The sequence below is a fragment of the Blautia massiliensis (ex Durand et al. 2017) genome, assembly GCF_051861785.1.
Taxonomy (GTDB): Bacteria; Bacillota; Clostridia; order Lachnospirales; family Lachnospiraceae; genus Blautia_A; species Blautia_A luti_A.
Window position 1 is genome coordinate 1,555,906 of the sequence record NZ_CP146725.1, and the last position, 18,654, is coordinate 1,574,559.

At 35.3% G+C, this 18,654-nt stretch carries 16 protein-coding genes; 4 read left to right on the forward strand and 12 right to left on the reverse strand.

What is annotated here, in order from left to right:
* Window positions 1-94 precede the first annotated feature (94 nt).
* The 3 genes from tnpA (at window position 95) to tnpC (ending at window position 2,771) form a co-directional block, all read left to right on the forward strand.
* Window positions 95-490 (forward strand): IS66 family insertion sequence element accessory protein TnpA, encoded by a 396-nt coding sequence (gene tnpA, locus V9W66_RS07500; protein ID WP_118516239.1) that lies wholly within the window; start codon window positions 95-97, stop codon window positions 488-490.
* Complete coding sequence (gene tnpB, locus V9W66_RS07505; RefSeq protein WP_439362986.1) at window positions 480-848, forward strand: IS66 family insertion sequence element accessory protein TnpB; 369 nt, start codon at window positions 480-482, stop codon at window positions 846-848. Before tnpA ends, tnpB begins: the two co-directional genes overlap by 11 nt.
* A 279-nt stretch (window positions 849-1,127) precedes the next feature.
* A complete protein-coding gene (tnpC, locus tag V9W66_RS07510) occupies window positions 1,128-2,771 on the forward strand; it encodes an IS66 family transposase (protein ID WP_302233058.1) in 1,644 nt (547 codons plus the stop codon).
* Between the two features lie 409 nt (window positions 2,772-3,180).
* On the opposite strand, the gene V9W66_RS07515 is transcribed toward tnpC, so the two are convergent.
* From V9W66_RS07515 to V9W66_RS07570, 12 genes are all read right to left on the reverse strand, one after another.
* The gene (locus V9W66_RS07515; RefSeq protein WP_144100458.1) at window positions 3,181-6,852 is read right to left on the reverse strand and encodes a hypothetical protein; all 3,672 of its coding nucleotides are present in this window, start codon (window positions 6,850-6,852) and stop codon (window positions 3,181-3,183) included.
* A 111-nt stretch (window positions 6,853-6,963) separates the two neighbouring features.
* The gene (locus tag V9W66_RS07520; protein WP_186292808.1) at window positions 6,964-8,580 is read right to left on the reverse strand and encodes an N-6 DNA methylase; all 1,617 of its coding nucleotides are present in this window, start codon (window positions 8,578-8,580) and stop codon (window positions 6,964-6,966) included.
* Entirely contained in the window at window positions 8,570-11,584 is a 3,015-nt protein-coding gene (locus V9W66_RS07525; RefSeq protein ID WP_186292807.1) for an Eco57I restriction-modification methylase domain-containing protein, read from the reverse strand. The genes V9W66_RS07520 and V9W66_RS07525 overlap by 11 nt, the downstream gene beginning before the upstream one ends.
* Complete coding sequence (locus V9W66_RS07530; RefSeq protein WP_117499436.1) at window positions 11,571-11,813, reverse strand: helix-turn-helix domain-containing protein; 243 nt, start codon at window positions 11,811-11,813, stop codon at window positions 11,571-11,573. Before V9W66_RS07530 ends, V9W66_RS07525 begins: the two co-directional genes overlap by 14 nt.
* A gap of 162 nt (window positions 11,814-11,975) precedes the next feature.
* Window positions 11,976-12,353, reverse strand: a complete 378-nt coding sequence (locus tag V9W66_RS07535) for a TnpV protein (RefSeq protein ID WP_144092041.1) — start codon at window positions 12,351-12,353, stop codon at window positions 11,976-11,978.
* A gap of 10 nt (window positions 12,354-12,363) precedes the next feature.
* Window positions 12,364-13,860 carry a coiled-coil domain-containing protein gene (locus V9W66_RS07540; RefSeq protein ID WP_186289959.1) on the reverse strand — a complete coding sequence of 499 codons (1,497 nt, stop codon included), beginning with the start codon at window positions 13,858-13,860 and terminating at the stop codon, window positions 12,364-12,366.
* Window positions 13,861-14,201: 341 nt separating this feature from the next.
* On the reverse strand, window positions 14,202-14,429 hold the full coding sequence (locus V9W66_RS07545) for a DUF5348 domain-containing protein (RefSeq protein WP_144092042.1): 228 nt from the start codon (window positions 14,427-14,429) through the stop codon (window positions 14,202-14,204).
* A gap of 158 nt (window positions 14,430-14,587) precedes the next feature.
* Complete coding sequence (locus V9W66_RS07550) at window positions 14,588-14,830, reverse strand: hypothetical protein (RefSeq protein WP_005340455.1); 243 nt, start codon at window positions 14,828-14,830, stop codon at window positions 14,588-14,590.
* A gap of 91 nt (window positions 14,831-14,921) precedes the next feature.
* Complete coding sequence (locus tag V9W66_RS07555; RefSeq protein WP_144092043.1) at window positions 14,922-16,076, reverse strand: AAA family ATPase; 1,155 nt, start codon at window positions 16,074-16,076, stop codon at window positions 14,922-14,924.
* Window positions 16,073-16,396: a plasmid mobilization protein gene (locus V9W66_RS07560; RefSeq protein ID WP_144092044.1), complete on the reverse strand. Its 324-nt coding sequence runs from the start codon at window positions 16,394-16,396 to the stop codon at window positions 16,073-16,075. The genes V9W66_RS07555 and V9W66_RS07560 overlap by 4 nt, the downstream gene beginning before the upstream one ends.
* Window positions 16,374-17,474 carry a site-specific integrase gene (locus V9W66_RS07565; protein ID WP_118586247.1) on the reverse strand — a complete coding sequence of 367 codons (1,101 nt, stop codon included), beginning with the start codon at window positions 17,472-17,474 and terminating at the stop codon, window positions 16,374-16,376. The genes V9W66_RS07560 and V9W66_RS07565 overlap by 23 nt, the downstream gene beginning before the upstream one ends.
* A 17-nt stretch (window positions 17,475-17,491) precedes the next feature.
* Complete coding sequence (locus tag V9W66_RS07570) at window positions 17,492-17,674, reverse strand: DNA-binding protein (protein WP_144092045.1); 183 nt, start codon at window positions 17,672-17,674, stop codon at window positions 17,492-17,494.
* 231 nt (window positions 17,675-17,905) lie between these two features.
* Between V9W66_RS07570 and V9W66_RS07575 the strand changes: the two genes are divergently transcribed.
* Complete coding sequence (locus tag V9W66_RS07575; protein WP_144092047.1) at window positions 17,906-18,430, forward strand: helix-turn-helix domain-containing protein; 525 nt, start codon at window positions 17,906-17,908, stop codon at window positions 18,428-18,430.
* The last annotated feature ends 224 nt before the right edge of the window (window positions 18,431-18,654 follow it).

Sequence of the window (18,654 nt, forward strand, 5' to 3'; positions counted from 1 at the left end):
GTAAACTCGTGCCATAATTATATTCAACAAAATCAAATAGTCAAAAAAGTTTAGTACTCAACTTTTTTAACTTGCTATGATCAGGAGGAATGTTATGGCTATACAAACCAGCCTTGTGGCTCAGCAGGTCAGACTCCAACAGTGGGCAGAGCAGATCCGCAACTGCCAAAGTCGACCGAAGGGAATGGATGTTGAAACCTGGTGTGCCCAGAATAATCTTACAAAAGCAAACTATTACTACCGTCTTCGTCGTGTCCGTGAAGTATGTCTGGAGCAGGTACAGGGGACGGCTGCTACTGCTTTTGTAGAATTACCAGTTCCAACGACTGCTTCAACCGAACTTCCCAAAATTCCGCAAACCGTTACTTCCGATGATACAGCTCCTTTAATACGAATTAAAAATACTAAGGGACTTTCAGCAGAAATATTTTCTGGTGTGTCACCGGAAATGCTGCGTCATCTTATAGGGGCATTCAGCCATGTTGAATGATGCGGATGCTTCCGGTTTCAAAAAAGTATATCTTGCCATGGGATTCACAGATCTCAGGCGCGGGATTGATGGCCTGGCAACAATCGTGCGTTTTCAGTTCAAACTTGATCCATATGATAAAAATACATTATTTTTGTTTTGTGGAAGAAGATCTGACCGTATCAAAGCTTTACTATGGGAAGGAGATGGATTCCTTCTTATGTACAAAAGGCTTGATAATGGTGCGTTCCGATGGCCGCGCTCTGCAAATGAAGCAATGTCTATCACTAAAGACCAGTATCGTATGTTGATGCAGGGACTTGAGATTGTTGCCCGGTATCCAATTGAAGAGTTAAAAGAAACGCCAAGTATCATGTAGTTTGTGCAGAATGCTGAAAATAAAAAAGTCAAAAAGACATCTGAACAGAGGCTGTCCACTCAAACCTAAAGGTTGTCCACAAACAGGCAGACCAGGCAGGATGCATCAGCAAAGAGCTGGTTTGTCTGTTGTGGATAATACATCTGAAATGCTGTAAAACAACAGCTTTTCAGATGTATTATCCACCGTCATTATGCTGAAGAAGCTAATGACCGGAATTGGCGGTAATACAAAAAATCTGTTATAATCAGAACCAGTATAAAGACAGGAGTTCCGGTTATGGCATTTAAGTACACAGAAGAACAACTGAATAAACTTGACAAAGAATTGTTGATCCATCTATTCCTGGGAATGCAGGAACAGATGGAAGAATTGACAGGACAGACACAGTCATTAAATGATAAGATGCAGCTGATGATGGAACAACTGATCCTCTCCAAAAAGAACCGTTTCGGAAGATCCAGTGAAAAGATGTCCGATCCAGAACAGATTTGTTTTATGGAGGTTGATGGAACGATTGTGTTCTTTAATGAGGCAGAAGCTGTCTGTGACCTGGATGCACCAGAACCAGATGATCTGGAAGTGAAAATGCCAAAGAAGAAAAAACAGCCTGGAAAAAAAGCTGCCGACATAGCATCCCTTCCTGTCAACCGTATCGATCATTACATGAGCAAAGAGGAACTGACTGCTGAATTCGGTGAGAATGGATGGAAACAGCTTCCAGATGCAGTCTCAAGGTGCTATAAATTTGTTCCGGCCCGCGTCGAAATAGAAGAACATCATATCGGTGTGTATTCAAGCAAGCTTGATGAACATATGGTAAAGGCTCCTCATCCTCGGAATCTGCTTCGTGGAAGTCTTGTTTCACCGTCCCTCGCAGCAGCAATCATAAACGGTAAATATGTAAATGCGGTGCCGTTGTATCGTCTTGAAAAGGAATTCGAGCGGTATGGTCTTGCCATAACCAGACAGAACATGGCAAACTGGATGATCCGGCTGGGGGAAGAATATCTGGGAGTTTTGTATGACCATCTACATAAGCTTTTGTATGATTGTCACGTAATACAGGCCGATGAAACTCCGGTCCTCGTCAATAAAGACGGACGTTCTGCCGGAAGCAAGAGTTATATGTGGGTCTACCGGTCAGGGTTTATGTATCCGGAGCGTCAGATCGTCCTCTATGAATACCAGAAGACGCGTAATGCATCACATCCCAGAAATTTTTTAAAGGATTACACTGGGATCTGTGTTACGGATGGATACCAGGTATATCATACGCTTGAAAAAGAGCGTGAAGATCTGAGGATTGCCGGCTGCTGGGTTCACTGCAGACGTCGCTTCTATGACGCGTTAGAAGTCATCCCGAAAGCGCATCAGAAAGAATCTATCCTGCATCTGTTTATAAAACAGATACAAGCCATTTACCGGGAAGAAGGAAAACTAGCAGGTCTTTCATCAGAAGAAAGGCTTGCCCAGCGTCAGCTGGTGGTGAAACCACTAGTGGATGCTTTCTTTGCGTACCTAAAACAAAATGAGACTAAAGTTCCAAAAAGCGGAAAAACAAAGGAAGCTTTTACCTACGCTTTAAATCAGGAACGGTATCTTAGAGTGTTTCTGGACGATGGTGATGTTCCGATCGATAATAACGCCAGTGAACGTGCAATCCGAGGTTTCTGTATTGGAAAGAAGAACTGGGAGATGATTGATACGATCAACGGAGCAACAAGTTCAGCAATCATCTACAGTATCGCAGAAACAGCAAAAGCGAATGATCTGAAGCCTTATGCTTATTTTGAATATCTGCTGACAGAGATCCCAAAGCATGCAGAGGATAAAAGCACTGACTTTCTAACGGAACTTCTGCCATGGTCTGCGTCTTTGCCTGAACATATCCGGAAGCCTAAGAAAGCAGTTGAAAAATAATATGGCCGCTAAAAGCGGCCTGATATTTGTCAAGGTACTCAGGTTCTATCGTTTACGGAAAAGCTGTAAAACCCTTGTAAACAAAGGCTTTACAGCTCAGCTTCAACTATTCAAACTCGGCAAGTTTAAAGATGTTCTTAAATATATTTGTTTAAGTTTTATATCTTTTTAGCCGTTATTTTATTTCTGTTGCATATATTATTTTGGCTTGCTGATTTTCTGTTGCCAATTTGTTGCCACTTCATTATAAATGGAACGGAAATATTTGGCAATCTTTATTTCATATAATCATTTACTTTTTATCTTTTAAAATAACTTTATATCCATTATCTTACATTCTTCTAAAAACAATTTACTTATTTATCTTGCCTTCACATCTCAGCTTTTGCAATTAATATATGCTTTGTAACTAATAAATATTTCTAATAGAACTTACAGACAATTCTTTTTCTGTAAGCATTTTTATCTCTTTATGGTAAATTTCTGTACTTACCAATGGTTGACTTAAAATAAATACCCCTATCACCCTCCAATCGCCATCATCTAATCCATATTGTTTTTTGAAATCATCTATATGTTTGTTACACCAATCAACGCGGCGACAATGTTTTGTATAATATCCCTTTTTCTTTTTGGTATTTTCAAACATCTTTTTGTATTCTAAATGCATTTCATATGGATTTTTAGAAAAATTAAAATTTTTCACCTCAGCTGCAATTATTTTATGATACTCTCTATCAATAATCAGCACATCTATATCACCTAGTGTATTATTATTTTCCGCTATATAAACACCATTAACTTTGCTAATATTAGGATATACTTCAAATACATTGAAATTGACTAATATCTTGTATATAAAATCATTGAATTCGGCTCCTCTCTCATCACTTATTCTTCCTACTAACGAATTCATTTTAGAAGAATGTGCTTTTAATTTACCATTATTAATTAGTCCCAAAGTAAATCTTATCATATGATCTAGTTGTCTATTTCCCCAAATCATTTCATCTCCACGAATAATAATTGGACGTCTAGTAAATGATAACTCTCTATTAAATCTCCACGGATATACATCCTCTTTTCTAAATGGCTCTGGTGGCACAAGAAAATCTTCTCTCTGCCTTAATGCTATTGAATCAATAATCAAACCTACTATTTCTTCATTGAAACTTGCATCATATGCACTCATAAATTCAATAATATCCATTATTCTTGCAACATAAACTGTATCTCCACTTTGCCTTTTGCTATATTCTCTTAATCCCTCTGTAAAAAGTTTAAGCTGATAAAATGAATACCCATATTCTTTCTCAAAAGCCGCATTAATCTCTTCCCCAAAACTTTTGTATTCAATTAAATCACCGGAATTATCAAGAACAGAAGACGCAATAAGTTGTTCTTTTCTAATTGCCTCATTAACACTAAACATGTGCTGAAATTCCTGTTGTTTCATTCCGATACGATGTGATTTCAATATTTCTATTGGTGTATTAAATATCTGATAATAAAATAGATCATTTTTATATGACCAATCAATTATCAATGAACATATTGCCATCAATCGCTCATATTGATTCTCACCAATATTTATATTTCCTTTAGGAGGAACAGCAGCAATATATTCTATAAGAAATTTTAATGCGATAGAAGATTTATTATCTCTGTTTGTCTGTTCAAATATTTCTTGTTCCTTTTCAGGATAACAAGCGATATCTTCTGCATATCTTTTTTGTGATAACATAAGTTTAAATAGAACTTTTTCCAAATCGTCATATAATACTTCTATAAGATTTCTTGGACTTAATACTCTTACTTCTTGCTGAAGTTTTTTATAAAGGATTCCAACCACTTCATGTACAATTTTTGTTCTATCTTCGTCATCTACTATCCCAATATTCCAATTCTCTACTTCAAGAATCTCTTCCCCAATTTCATTCAATAATATATCTTCATCCTCACCATGTACAAAATGATTCTCTCGATTTTCAGTAGGCTCAAAATAATGATATTCTTGATAATCCAAAGAAAATATTTTTTTCTGTATTGGGTTGGGAAATAATGCATTTAAATCATAATTAATTTTATCAATTTTCCCCACTAAGTTACAAATATGATCAATTATTATAGCAATAAGTTCTTTTTCTCTCGAATTATCGCAATAATTCAAATATTGAAATGCTTCGGGCGAAACACATATTTCCATCACCGGAAACAAATTAGATATTTCTAATGTTTCACTAAATGATTTAGGATTTTCTTTATAATAATAGTACTGATCTGCTCCGTCCGATAAAAGGATTTGAATTTCATAAGTATTCCCACAACCATCTATTTGGTCAAAAACGATCCTGCATTCAGATAACCAATATGATATCAAATCCACTAACGAATAACACAAATCAATTTTTCTTACATTTGAAATTTCTTTCGCAACAATCCATATATTGAAAGTTTTAAACTCAATATAGTAACGAATTTCATGACTCTTTGCGCAATTAGGATCTACGTATATTTTCCTTTTTTCATCGTTAAGAACAACTTCAACAAACCTAGTACCATAAGCATCTTCGACAAGTCGTCTATCCTCTTTTTGAATGGCACGAATAATATAATCGAGCGAATCACCTGGTGCAAAATAAGTTGTAACCTCTCTTGGCGCAAATTCATCATTCATATAAAAAGAATAATTATTATTACAATATATTTCTATCTGATTTAATTCACTAAGTATACCCGTTTCAAATGTTTGCAAATTATTCTTTGCTTTCAAATATCTTGGTATAAATACGCTTTCAGCTTTCTCATTAATACTAATACACATAAGCTCAAACGGATGAATTCTTAGTGGTGGATAACAATAGTCATATTTTTTTATTCCATAAGCCATCCCGCGCCCAAGTGAATTAATAATAATGATAACGAAAATGTCTTCTTTCTCCACACCATATTCAATTATTTTTGAATAGTGATAAGACAATCGCTTAGACGCCACATCATTAAATTCTTTTTTCTCAATAGTTGAATGCAATGTACATGCATTATAATTCTTTCCATCATCGTACAAGTACTGAACAATTACTAACTGATTATTTTGTACAGACGCAATATATTCTTTATATCCACTACTGCTAAATAAATCTATACCCATCTGAGATTCAAGCACTTTTTTATGTCCCAGATTACACAAATATTTTTGGCATTCATGAAAAATATAATCATTATAATTTTCCAGAACCTCTTCAAATATGCCATATTTTTTTGCCAAACAAGTAATCCAAAATACAATGGCTGTTGGAAGTAAGCCGGCATTTAAAAGAATATACTGATCTTTCTCTTCGTTATATAGAAACGGGCGAGTATAAAATGATTTATTATCAAAATCGCCTTCAAATTGAACTCCAAATTCTATCGTAACTAAATCTAGTAATTCTATACGATTCAGGAATAGTTTGCGAAAATCCGCTCCATTTATGATCACCAGTTCAGTATATTTATTTAACTCCATAGCCGAAGGTATCATTATGCTTTTTTCTTCATCCGTATCATGATTATTTTCAGTATTTAAAATACCTCCTACAATCTTTTCAGAAATTTCAAGCATACCATTAACTAATATATATGTTGCATCCAAAAATTCTTTGGGATATTCGATTCCTTTTGCAAATAAAACCGAAATCATGTGTTGAAGATTATATGCCGGTGTTTGATCAATTCCATTTAAGACCCTATAATTCCCATAAAACATAATATTCTGTACAAACATATTTTCCGGAGGATCAATCGAATACTTTAAGCTAGTATCTGATATCTGATTAATTATTTTTCGAAACTTTCCAGAACTAATGGTATATTTAGATGGAAATTGATCTCTTGTTTGACATAATACCCCCTCTATATACGTATCAAGAATAACCGATTTCGTTTGATTCTGATGAAATAAATTCAAAGCAGATACCCTTGAAATCAAATTAAATATATCATATTTTTTTGCTTCTTCAACAGCAATGGAAATTTCATTTTTTGAGTCAGTTCCATCAAAAAAATTTTTAAACTTTTCTATATCTGGTAAAAAGTCCATCCGAATTCCTCTTTCTGTACATCATAATTGCTTAAATTCTAAATTTCTAAATCGTTTTAATAATCATATACTCAATGCCAGCACCATTGAATTTTTATATCCTACTAAATATTACGAAATTCTTTTTTCTTTTCTTCCAATCCTACGTTCACTTAATTTTATCCATATATTTCTTAGTGTACCAACTTCAAATTTTGTTAATCCTAAGCCTTCTATCAGCAATATTTGATCTGTATAATCCAATACTTCGTCAATCCTGTCATCTCGAATTAGTTTGTCTATTTTATTAACATCTAGCTTTTCTGCATTTTTCATCGGAATTTTTAACTGACGTATTTCTCCCGGTTCAAATGTTAACACTCCACCACCATAACTTCTTCCTGTTATTTCTGCCAATGCCAATGTAAAAGAATTTAAAAAAGCGGCTGCTACAAACTCAGGATTAACTCCATCTAAGAAACGTACTTTATGAATTGTATCTGTGCTTACAGCATTTACATGATTTAATATAATTCGTGGATAACGATTAACCTGCCTTAAAATAAAAGCATCTGGTTCCCAGGATTGCGGAACACAATACCAATTTTTTCTTATTCGGCATTTATATCCTTTATTATATCCTTGTTCTACACCATAATTAATGTACTCCTGTTCTGCTTTACTAAGTTCTGAAAAAGGCAAATTTTTAGGCATAAACATATATACTTTTTTCCCATTTTCAATCAATGTCTTAAAATCACGTTCTGACAAGATAACACCTTTTAATTGCTCTGTTCTCCCGATAACCATACGAGTTGAATTAGCAAGTTGATACTCATCAACTGTATTCCTGTTCAACAAAAAGAATGCATTTTCTCCGCTTACTAATCCTACATTTATTTCGAATAACTCTGTGGTAAACGGTATCTTTTCACACTCTCTTAATTGCCTAATTAATTTTATTTCCTTGTTTGTCAAATAATATTTAATCCATTTTTCTGTACTATGATTAAGTTCTTTTATTTCATAGTTGTAGAAATTATTAAGATCAAGCTCTTTTAAATCATCCAAATCACTTAATTCAATTACCTGAATTCCCTTATCCGCGGATTTTTTCTCTCCTAATAACAAAATCACTTCTTGTTGAATCTCTTCAAAAACTAATTTCTGAAAAGTAATTAATGTTAATCTGTCAAAATATCGTGCTAGAAATTCTCTCGTTTCTCCTGCGTAATTTACTTGAAATAGTTCTGCTGGAATAACCATCCCCAATCTTCCATTTTCACTTAATGCTAAACAAGACAAGACCAAAAAGGGCAACCAGATATTAGTTAATTTTGTCGGATGAAATCCATTTTCTTTCATGTAAAAAAATGCAATATCTCTCGATTTTTCATCAAAGTCTTGGTAGCGGATAAATGGTGGATTTCCTACAATTGCATCATAGTTACTCTTTCCTATAACCTTATCTCTATAGAATGCAAAAAAATCTTGACATTCAACATTCGTACCATATCTCATTGCTTTCTTTGCTTCATCAAGGCATAATTCTACTCCTGTAATATCTAAATTTAAATTTAGCTTTTCTTGCCTTTCCACTATAGCTTTTAAAAAATTTCCATCTCCACAACTTGGTTCTAATATATTTTTTGTATTCTTATTTATTATCCACTTACAAATAAATTCTGTGATAGCTTGTGGGGTGTAATATCCCCCACGAAGCTTATCAAAACTTTTTTTACTCTTCATCTAAATCCTCTCGTCTACAATTCTCGGCTCCATACAATTTTGAAATTAATCCATCCAATTTATTATCTTCTATTTGAATCAATCTCTCATATGTTTCTTTTTGAGGTTTTGTCTGCTGTTCATCTCTCTTATTTTTTAATTTCATAAGATTCTTGACTGTATCAACAATTTCATCATGAATTTTCACTTCATTTGAATCATCAAAGTTAATTCTATAGATTGGTAGCTGCGCAACAAATTGTTTTCCATGCGAATAATAATCTCCTCGGAACTTACTTGCTTTGCTCTTTACAATCATCTCTATCATCCAATAATTTAATACTGCTTGGATGTAAAATAGTGATTCTTTCGTATCATCTTTCTTTTCCAATCCATAAAATGGCCCATTTCCTCCACCGGTAAAACAAATTGTTCTAGTATCATATACATAATTTCCCTGAGTTGCCAAAACTGACCAAACTAAATGTTCACCTTTTACAAATCTCTTTAAACTTTGGCTTCTACCAAATTGATACCAATTATTCTCTGACATGTTATTGATGCTCCGCTTACACAGCTCTTCTTTAAAAGATTCAAAATATTTCAATGTCTTAGGGAATAATTGTTTCATTTCATCTATTGAATATAATATCTGTTTCTTTCCCTTCTGATAATACGGAAAAATAATTCTTCTATTTTCCTCAATTTTTGCATATTTTTCTAATTGCATATCATAAATACACGGTTTAGTAATTGCAGCTTCAATTTCTTGTTTTCTTCCGTTGCAATCAATAAATTTTATAATCCCTTTTTCCTCTGATTTTGGTTCAATAATATATATTGGATCTGCACTTGTTTGCAAACCTACAAAAATATCAGCTAATGAATCTAACGACTGACATTTCCCTTTCTTCTTTTCCAAAGTTCGCACTATTTCATTGGATAAAAAAGTCCAAGGTGCTGCACTAAGATACTCGATAGGATATTCTTTCATTTCAGCTGATTCTGTTGCATAAAATTTATTAATATCTTTAACAAAACCAATCTCAAATGTCTTCCTCTCATTTTTTTCAACAAATAATAAGCACGTATACGTACTTCTTCCCTTAAAAACCTGTTCTGTTCCAAAGTGAATTATTTGTTTAACACATTTTTTCTCTGATAACAATTTTCGTAAAGAAGCACCAGACTTGATAAGCATGAATTTATGCGGAATAATATATCCCATTTTCCCTTTTGGTTTCAATAATTGCAGTCCTTTTTCCATAAATAAAAAATATTTATCCAATAAATCTGATTTTGCCGTTTCATATTTTGAAACTTCAGATTTATAATATTCATATTCATTTTCAGAAAAATGCACCATATTCTGAACCCGAATATATGGAGGATTTCCTACAATTGCATCGAATTTTTCTCCTTCAAATTCGTTTTCCCAATTGAATATTTTAATTTTTTCAACCATTTCCGGATCATTCAATACATTAGAGTTAAACTCTATGTATTTTTCGTCTACAAGACTATTGCCATTTTTAATATTGTTATCTAAACTAGGTAAAATCCGACAGTTATTGTTTTTTACAAAACTTTCCATTTCATATAGAGAGCTATCTTCTATAAGTTTTATAAGCAAACTAAACTTAGCAACTTCTACCGCCAAAATATCAATATCTACTCCCCATATATTATTCTGTAAAATCTCTCTCTTTTTTTCATATGACAACTTAAAGTTATTTCCTACATCACTAATAAGTAATCCTTTTTGTATCGCCATATCTAAACAATTTTTCATATAATATTCAATATAACGATTTATAATAAATTCATATGCAGAAAGCAAAAAGTTTCCAGAACCACAGCAAATATCTGCTATTCTATAGCTATCCCATTCCGTAAATTTTTCATCAGAAAATAATGGTGTCAATGTGGTTTTCACAATAATATCTGCAATATTTTTAGGCGTATTTACTACGCCCTGAGAATCCACAATCTCTGGTTTTCTTTCTGCAACCACAATTCCATCTTTAATTACTATTTCTTCTTCCAAAAATAATTCATAAATTTGACCGATAATAAATGGATCAACTATGCTAAACTCGTAGCAACTATTTGGATAATACAATTCTTTAAAAATATCCACAAGTATACTATCAGATATTTCAAATTGTTCCCCATCAATCAGTTCAAATAAACCAGAATCATACTTTTTATCTGCCGCTGTAAATACCTTTTTCAGCTCTGCATATGTACCTATATTTTTAAGGCTTTCATATTTTTCTAATTCCCTATCTTCACATATTCTCAAAAATACAATTCGGTTAATCAATTTCTGAACAAAAATGTTTAATGTTTCCTGATTAATCGTAGAATTATTTTTAACAATATCCTCGCTTAATACCAATCTCCATTCTTTTATTTGTGATAAAAAATATTTATCAAATGGTTCTTTCTTTAATGAACTAGATATATTTTCAAAGGTTTTTTCAAAGGCTCCTGAAACTACAGTCTCATATGAAAGCAATCTAGATATCTCATCAAATTTATCTACATATTCTGTAAAATGGAAATGAGCAACTTGCGCAACTGAAGGTTTATCATTCTCATTCGGTCTTACTGATGTATCATAGATAACCAAATCCGTAAAATTCGATAATACAGATATTTCAAGATTTCCATTCCAACCATATCGTCTAGTTTGAAATGCCGCTTCTTTACTTGCCATAATATCTACATTAGGTTTTTTAGTTTCTAAAAAAAAGTATGGTGTAGATCCCACATGAAATTCATAATCAGGCTTCTTTTTTACTTGTTTACCATTTTCTTCTACAAAAACCGATGCTTCATGTTTTACTTCTCTTAAATGTTGCGGCAAATTCTTTTTGTTTTGCACATCCCATCCTAATATTTCAAAAAATGGATTCACAAAATCATTACGAACTTCTGTCTCATTGTAATCTGGTCTGTTGTATTGTTTAAAGTGTTTCTGATAAGCTTCTACAAGTTTAAGTAATCTATCGTTTTCCATCCTTTTCCTCCCCTACTTTTTTCTCTTTAAAAGTGTCAATTTCAACCAAATCACCAATATCACAATTAAATTCATTACATATCTTTTCTAAAACGGTCAAAGTTACTGCTTCCCCATTTGTCATTTTAGCAATTGTTCCACTGCTAATCCCTGTTCTTCGTTTTAAATCCCCTTTTTTCATTCCATTATCAATTAGAATTTTCCACAGTCCATTATATGAAATTGCCATCTTTTACCTCTCTCTTTATCTTTCGAATATACGTTCTGTTTAGTATAACATTATTTCTTTCCTCCGTCAACAATGCGTCCATAAAAATAGATGTTATATCTATTTTTATAGATATAACATCTATTTTTTTATATTTCTGAATTAAGTGCTATCTCTTTAAATCTAATTGATTATAATCTCATGAATCACAATCTCCTCCGCACATGCCCGGATATTATTCATTTTCCCAACCCATGCCATCTGATCCTGCATCTTCAATTCTTCTGTTACTCCCTGCTTTTCTTTCATCTGCTCCACCAGTCTGTCCATCATCTGATTACACTCCTCATCAATCAGATGCAAGTGCTCATTTAACTTCCCTGCAAGCACCAACTCCAGATATAATCCTTTCCGATGCTCCTGCAAATATGACTTTCTCAGCATTCCATACTTTCCAATCGGATACTCTGTCTCTTCCGGGAGGTACAGGTCTGGATAATACAGACCGTCCTCTCCTAAAGTATAACTGATTCCATTTTCTCCCATAATGTGTTTCTTCATGATTTTCCTCCTATCTTGCTCCCCGATCTTTGTTCTGACTACGGGTACGCTGTTTATTTTTCTGTTCATTCTGTATTTCTTGTTTCTTTTCTGCCAGCTTCGCCCTAATACCATGCGCTACTGGCTCTTTTCCTGTTTCTTTCTTCCATTTTTCTATTGCAGTTCGATACTGACTATACTCAGTTTGAGAAGCCTTAAAATCCTTTAAAAATTCCTGTACACTTCTATATCCGATTTTCTGCACAATCCTTGGAAGATAATCTTTCATATCTCTAATCTGGCTTTTCAGTTCATCAATTTCTTTCTGCAATTCTTTTTTCTTTCTTCCTTTAAACCATCCCATGACTTCTGACAGTTCTTTCTTCTTTGCAGAAAGCTGTTTTTGTTTCTGTTGAATTGCACCGTTTTGATCTTCCAGTTCTTTATTCACTTTAAATAGTTTCGGATACTTTGATGCAAGCCTCGTCATTTTAGGTTGTTCCGGTTCTGCCTTTTCTTCTTTTGTTGTCTTGACTGCTGCCGTGCTATTTTCAGCAACATGCTCTGGGTGTTCTGCTTCCGTTTGCTCTGTCTGTTTTGGCTCTTCCCTGGGTTTCTTAAAAAGCACACTTGCTATCAAAAACTCCAATGCCTCAACAGCCACTGTTACAACTCTGGAAAATAATCGTGGTCTGTTTCCACGCCGGGCAATTGATTCCCTGATTGGCTCCGTGATTTCTTTCCGCTTCACTTCCATTATCTTCGGTTCCGGCACTCCACTAATCAACGCCATATCAACAGCTCTGTTCCATTCCCGGCGTTTTTGGTTATCTGCTTCTATTTCCTGTGCCTTCGGATTATTTTTTCCGATTTTCTTTGTTGCAAGATAAACACTGCCACGCTCAAATACCTGTAGTTTCTTTTTCTCGTCCTGCACATAAATATTGATTAAATCTGTATAAGAATGCTTTACCTCATCCAGAAATGAATTGCTCTTGAAGCGTTCATCTTTCGCAGTAAACAGCTTCTTCTCATAGACTTCTCCTTTCTTCACAATACTGCAGCCTTCCCGAATCTCGCCATCTTCTCCTAATATCTCTTTCTTGGTTCGGACATGTTTTCCATTTTCATCATAAAACATATTTCTGCTGGCAATCTTAATAATTGGTTCATCCAGTAGTTTCCGTTCTGCAAATATCAAATGAATGTGATAATTGGTCTTTCTTTTATTGTGGTGCAAAGCAGCAATACACTCTGTTCCATAATTCTGTTTAAAATGATTTGTAAAAAGCTGTAGCAATCTATCCGGCTGATATTCTGTAAAACTCTCTGGCAAAGCAATGATCAATTCTCTTGCCTCAATACATTTTCCTTCTGTTCCACTTTTTGCAAATTCTTCCTGATTACATTTTGCAAGTTCCCGCCAGAATTTCCGTTCTGTGGTTTCATAAACTGCATAGAGGTTTTCCTGTTTTGCATGACTGGATATATAAGTGATCCTGCCTTTTACATTGCTTAGTTTTGTCATTTGAATAAATGAATTTCTTCCGATAGGCACTCCCTCCTTGTCTTCGGCAAAATAAATTCTGCCATATCATTTGTGAGTGGATGCATCGGCATCCGTTTACGAACTATCCGCCTGTCGGCGGAACAGCTCCCGGCAGGGCGAAATATCCTGAGTACAAATCTTTGACTTGTGCGATGGGTATATTTCGCTCTCAAACGCCGAGGGCTTTGTGAGATGCTTCTTACATCTACCACAACTTGGCTTTCGCTTTTCATTTTGGGCGTATCCGCCCTCTTTTTTTGCCCGTATCCGGGCTTATTTTTTCACTAACAACAAACCGACTATTACTCTTCCTGTCTGCTTTATTCCGGTATCCTTACCCTTACATACTCCAGATCTCCACAATATGGTGTTCCAACCAAATACCATTCTCTCGCCAGATTCATTTCCATTCGTGTCTTTACCCACTGATCATCAACTAGAACTTCCAGACATTCTCCGCAATGAAATCCCGTATCAATCCATAAGTCTGATGATAATAAGCCATATCTCTTGTTATAACTGTTGTAACCTAATCTTCCTTCTCTCATTTGATTATTCTCCCTTCATTTATCGTTCCTGCAAGGACGCCCTGAATCAGGGCTCCCTTTTGAAAATCTCCTTACGACTGCCCCTTACCGGCTTTCTCCTCGTTTGCTATCTACAGGTGCGTGCCACGCTCCTGTTATTAGGTAATCAGGCAAAATCTTTACCAACGAAAGTTCTCATGCATTCCACACTTATCCAAATACTCTTGTCTTGCCTTTTCCCGTTCTTCCTCGGTTGATGCTGTTTTGAATGTTGTATATAACTGACGTTTTACCATACTGTCTAATTTTTCCATCAATGCTTTTTCTATCTCCGGCAAATATTCCTCATTCCTGGCAAGATGATACTGGAACAATGCCAGTAATAAATCTTTTGGTATCTGCACCTGTGATTTTCTTTCCATGTTTCTCCTTTCCGTGACGGTCGTGACGATAGTGACGATATTTTCACTACCGACACGCTATATAAAATACCGTCACAACCGTCACATATCGTCACGCTTGTTTTCCGACAAAGGTTAATCTAATTTTTCTTCCGTCGTGTCCCCGCTCTGTTTTATACTGGATTCCATATTCCAGAATCAATCGTTCCAGGCTGACATTTAATTTTCGTGATAATGCGTTCGGCTGCATTTCCACCTGCAATACTTCCACAAGCTCTGTTGCTGTTCCTGCCCACTCTGGCGTAATCTCTGTTACAAGTTCTTTGATTTTTTCAAGCAAGGGATCTTCCGGTTCTTTCCAGAGTTCTGTTTCTGTCTTAGTTAACTCCCAGACACATCTTTCCCGATTAAAATTCAGCCACAGCTTCTGATCCTGCTGGTCACGACCTGCCACCTCCAGCACTGCCTTGTTATCTGTCCTTTTTTCTTTCTGCATAACGAATGCTCCATCCGCAGCTCCCAGCAGTCCGTTTGTGCCGGAAATCATATCAAAACTGTCTGAGGATTCCATTTTTCTTGTGTGATGCACCACCAGAAAGCAAATTCCATAATGGTCACTGAATGCTTTCAACTTCGTCACAATCTCATAGTCACTGGCGTAGCTGAATTTATCTCCACCGACTTCCCGGACTTTCTGAAGCGTATCAATAATAATGAGCCTTGCGTCTTTATGATTTGTTACAAACTGCACAAGCTGCTGTTCCAATCCGGCATTTAATGATTTAGACTTTGTAGCAAAATAAAAGTTCTCACTGCCTTCCATTCCAAACATCTGTGATAACCGCTTTTGCAACCTTGCATAATCATCTTCCAATGCCAGATACAGAACCGTTCCCTGTCTGACTGAAAATCCCCACAATGGAAGTCCTTTACTGATGTGATACCCGATCTGTGCCATAAAGAATGATTTTCCAATTTTCGGCGAACCAACAAACAGGTAAGTTCCGTTATACAGAAGTCCATCTACAATTGGCAGTTTTGGTGGATATGCGGTATCGTATAATTCCATCATAGAAACTGTTTCCAGATCATCTGGATTCTTTTTACTTGCTGATTTTTCTGTATTTTCCGCATTATTTGTGGCTTGCAGATTGCCCTTACCGGGCAAATCTGCTATACTTTGGTTGGTTAATTTATTACTTGATGGCTGTTCCACATCTGCGCCAACAGATGCAATTGGAGCAGTCATTTTTTCTTTTGCTGTCATTCATTTTCCCCTTTCAATCCATACAATGTCTCTGCGACCAATCTCAGGGTACTCAGCAACTCTTCGTTTTCCTCACTGCATTTTTCCAGATGTTTCAATTCTTCATAAATCGCTGCCATCTGATTTCGCAATGCTTTATACACTCTTGGATTTCCCTGTACCACAATTTCCCGATCAGTTAATCGTTTTATGATATAGTCCTGCTTGCTAAGTCCTGACAATCGGACACATGCATCAATTTGCTCTGCTTCTTCCGTGGATACCCGGAATGCTACGATTTTGTTTCTCCATCTTCCTTTACTGTCCAGATTTTTCTCCATTTAATTTTTCCATCCTTTCAATATCCAACTGTTCTGCCATCTGTGTCTGCTCACTTGGAAACAGATGTGCATATCGGTAAGTGATATCAATGCTCTCATGTCCCATTCGGTCTGCGATTGCTAATACCGTAAATCCCATATTGATCAACAACGATACATGGGAATGTCTCAAATCATGCACACGGATTCGCTTCACCCCAGACACTTTTGATCCTCTGTTCATTTCATGATGCAGATAAGATTTGGAAATTGTGAAAATTCTTTCGTCTTCCTTCAGACCGTAAAGCATTCCCATATAATCCTGCATCTCATCACATATAAATTGTGGCATCTTGATAAATCTGTTACTTTTAAATGTCTTTGGTGGGGTAATCACATCTTCCCGGTTTAATCTTTGATATGATTTGTTAATTCGCAGTGTATGCGTTGTAAAGTCAAAATCCGCTGGTGTCAGGGCAAGCAACTCTCCTTCACGGATACCACACCAGTAAAGCATTTCAAAAGCGTAGTAAGAAACTGGTTTATCCATCATCACATCTGCAAATTTCAAATACTCTTCTTTCGTCCAGAACAACATTTCCTTATATTCCTCTATTGCTATATTTCCAGCTTTCTGTGCCGGATTAGAAGGCAAATGATAAAAATCAACTGCATGATTGAAAATGGCACTTAACTGGCTGTGGATTTTCCGCAGATATGAAGCAGAATACCCTTTTCCATTCGCTCTCTTAAATGCAAGCAAATGATTCTGCCATGCAATCACATCTTTTGGTTCAATTTCTGCAATCTTTCTCTCCCCAAAGTATGGAAGAATTTTTGTTCTGGCAATATTATTCTTAGTTCCCCATGTGTTATCCCGGATTCGTTCCTTTTTATCTTCTACATAGATTTCATAAAAACTTGCGAAAGTCATATCCAGTTTTGCATCATGCTTTAACATTTGTTCGTGTTCCCACATCTGCGCTTCTCGCTTCGTAGGAAATCCTCGTTTTGAAGTCTGTTTCGTTTTCCCTGTCCAGTCGGTATACCGATAAACCACTCGCCACTTCCCAGTGACATTATCTTTGTAAATACTCATACAAATTCTCCTCTCTCTTACACTTCGCTGTAACATACTTTTTTGCGGAAATAATTGGTGTTTACTCTGCCAGCTACCGTAAGATAACCCAGCTTCTTTAATTCTTCATTTAGCTGTTTGACAATCTTATAAGCATAAGACTTAGAAACATCCAGTTCCGCTGCTACTTCTTCTACTGTCATAAAAGTTCTGTTCGTCACATTGCATCTCTCCTTTCTTATTAACGTAATTTGCTTAAGTTGTTACATTTGCATGATACTAAACATTTTAATTTAAGTCAAGCAGTTTTATAAGAATATTAAATTTTTTTGTTTAAGTTCTTCTTGCTATCTAAAATTGCTCATGCTATACTGAACCTAAACAGAATTGTTTTATTTTCTTCACAATTAATTATGGCAACACGAATGACCACTATAAGGAGGCAAACAAAAATGGCAATCGGACAACGTATCAAATTTTTTCGTAACCGTATCGGCATGACACAAAAGCAACTCGGAGAGCAACTGGGATTCAAAGGAAAAACCTCAGATGTCCGCATGGCTCAGTATGAATCTGAAGCCAGAGTTCCTAAAATCGATCTTGTAAAACAAATGTCTCAGATCTTCGATGTCAATACTCATGCTTTAACAGTTCCAGATATTGATACTCACATAGGTCTGATGCATACACTATTTGCACTGGAAGATATGTATGGTCTGAAGGTAAGAAATGTAGATGGGCAGCCTCATCTCTGCCTTGACTCTTCCATATCTTCTCCCGGCTCATCTGTTGATGAAATGCTTCGTTCATGGATGGAACAGGCTGACAAATTGGAAAACGGTGAAATCAGCAAGGAAGAATATGATGAATGGAGATATAAGTACCCGGAACTGGATACTTACCAGAAACGTGCCAAGGTACCATCTCAGGAACTAAGTGATTACCTCGTAAAAGAATTGACTAAAAAAGAAAAATAAGAGAAAAGAAAAACCTTACCGATATTCAGTTTTTTACTTCTGAAAATTAGTAAGGTTTCTTTATATACGTTATGAAATAAAATTTTTATCTCTTGAATAATCACAAAATGTTGCCATTTTGTTGCCAATCACTAAACAAATTTGTTTGTAACCAGCATGAATACTGGTTTCTCGTGATTGTATGAATTATTCAAACTCCAGACAGACAGTATGCCATATAAGTG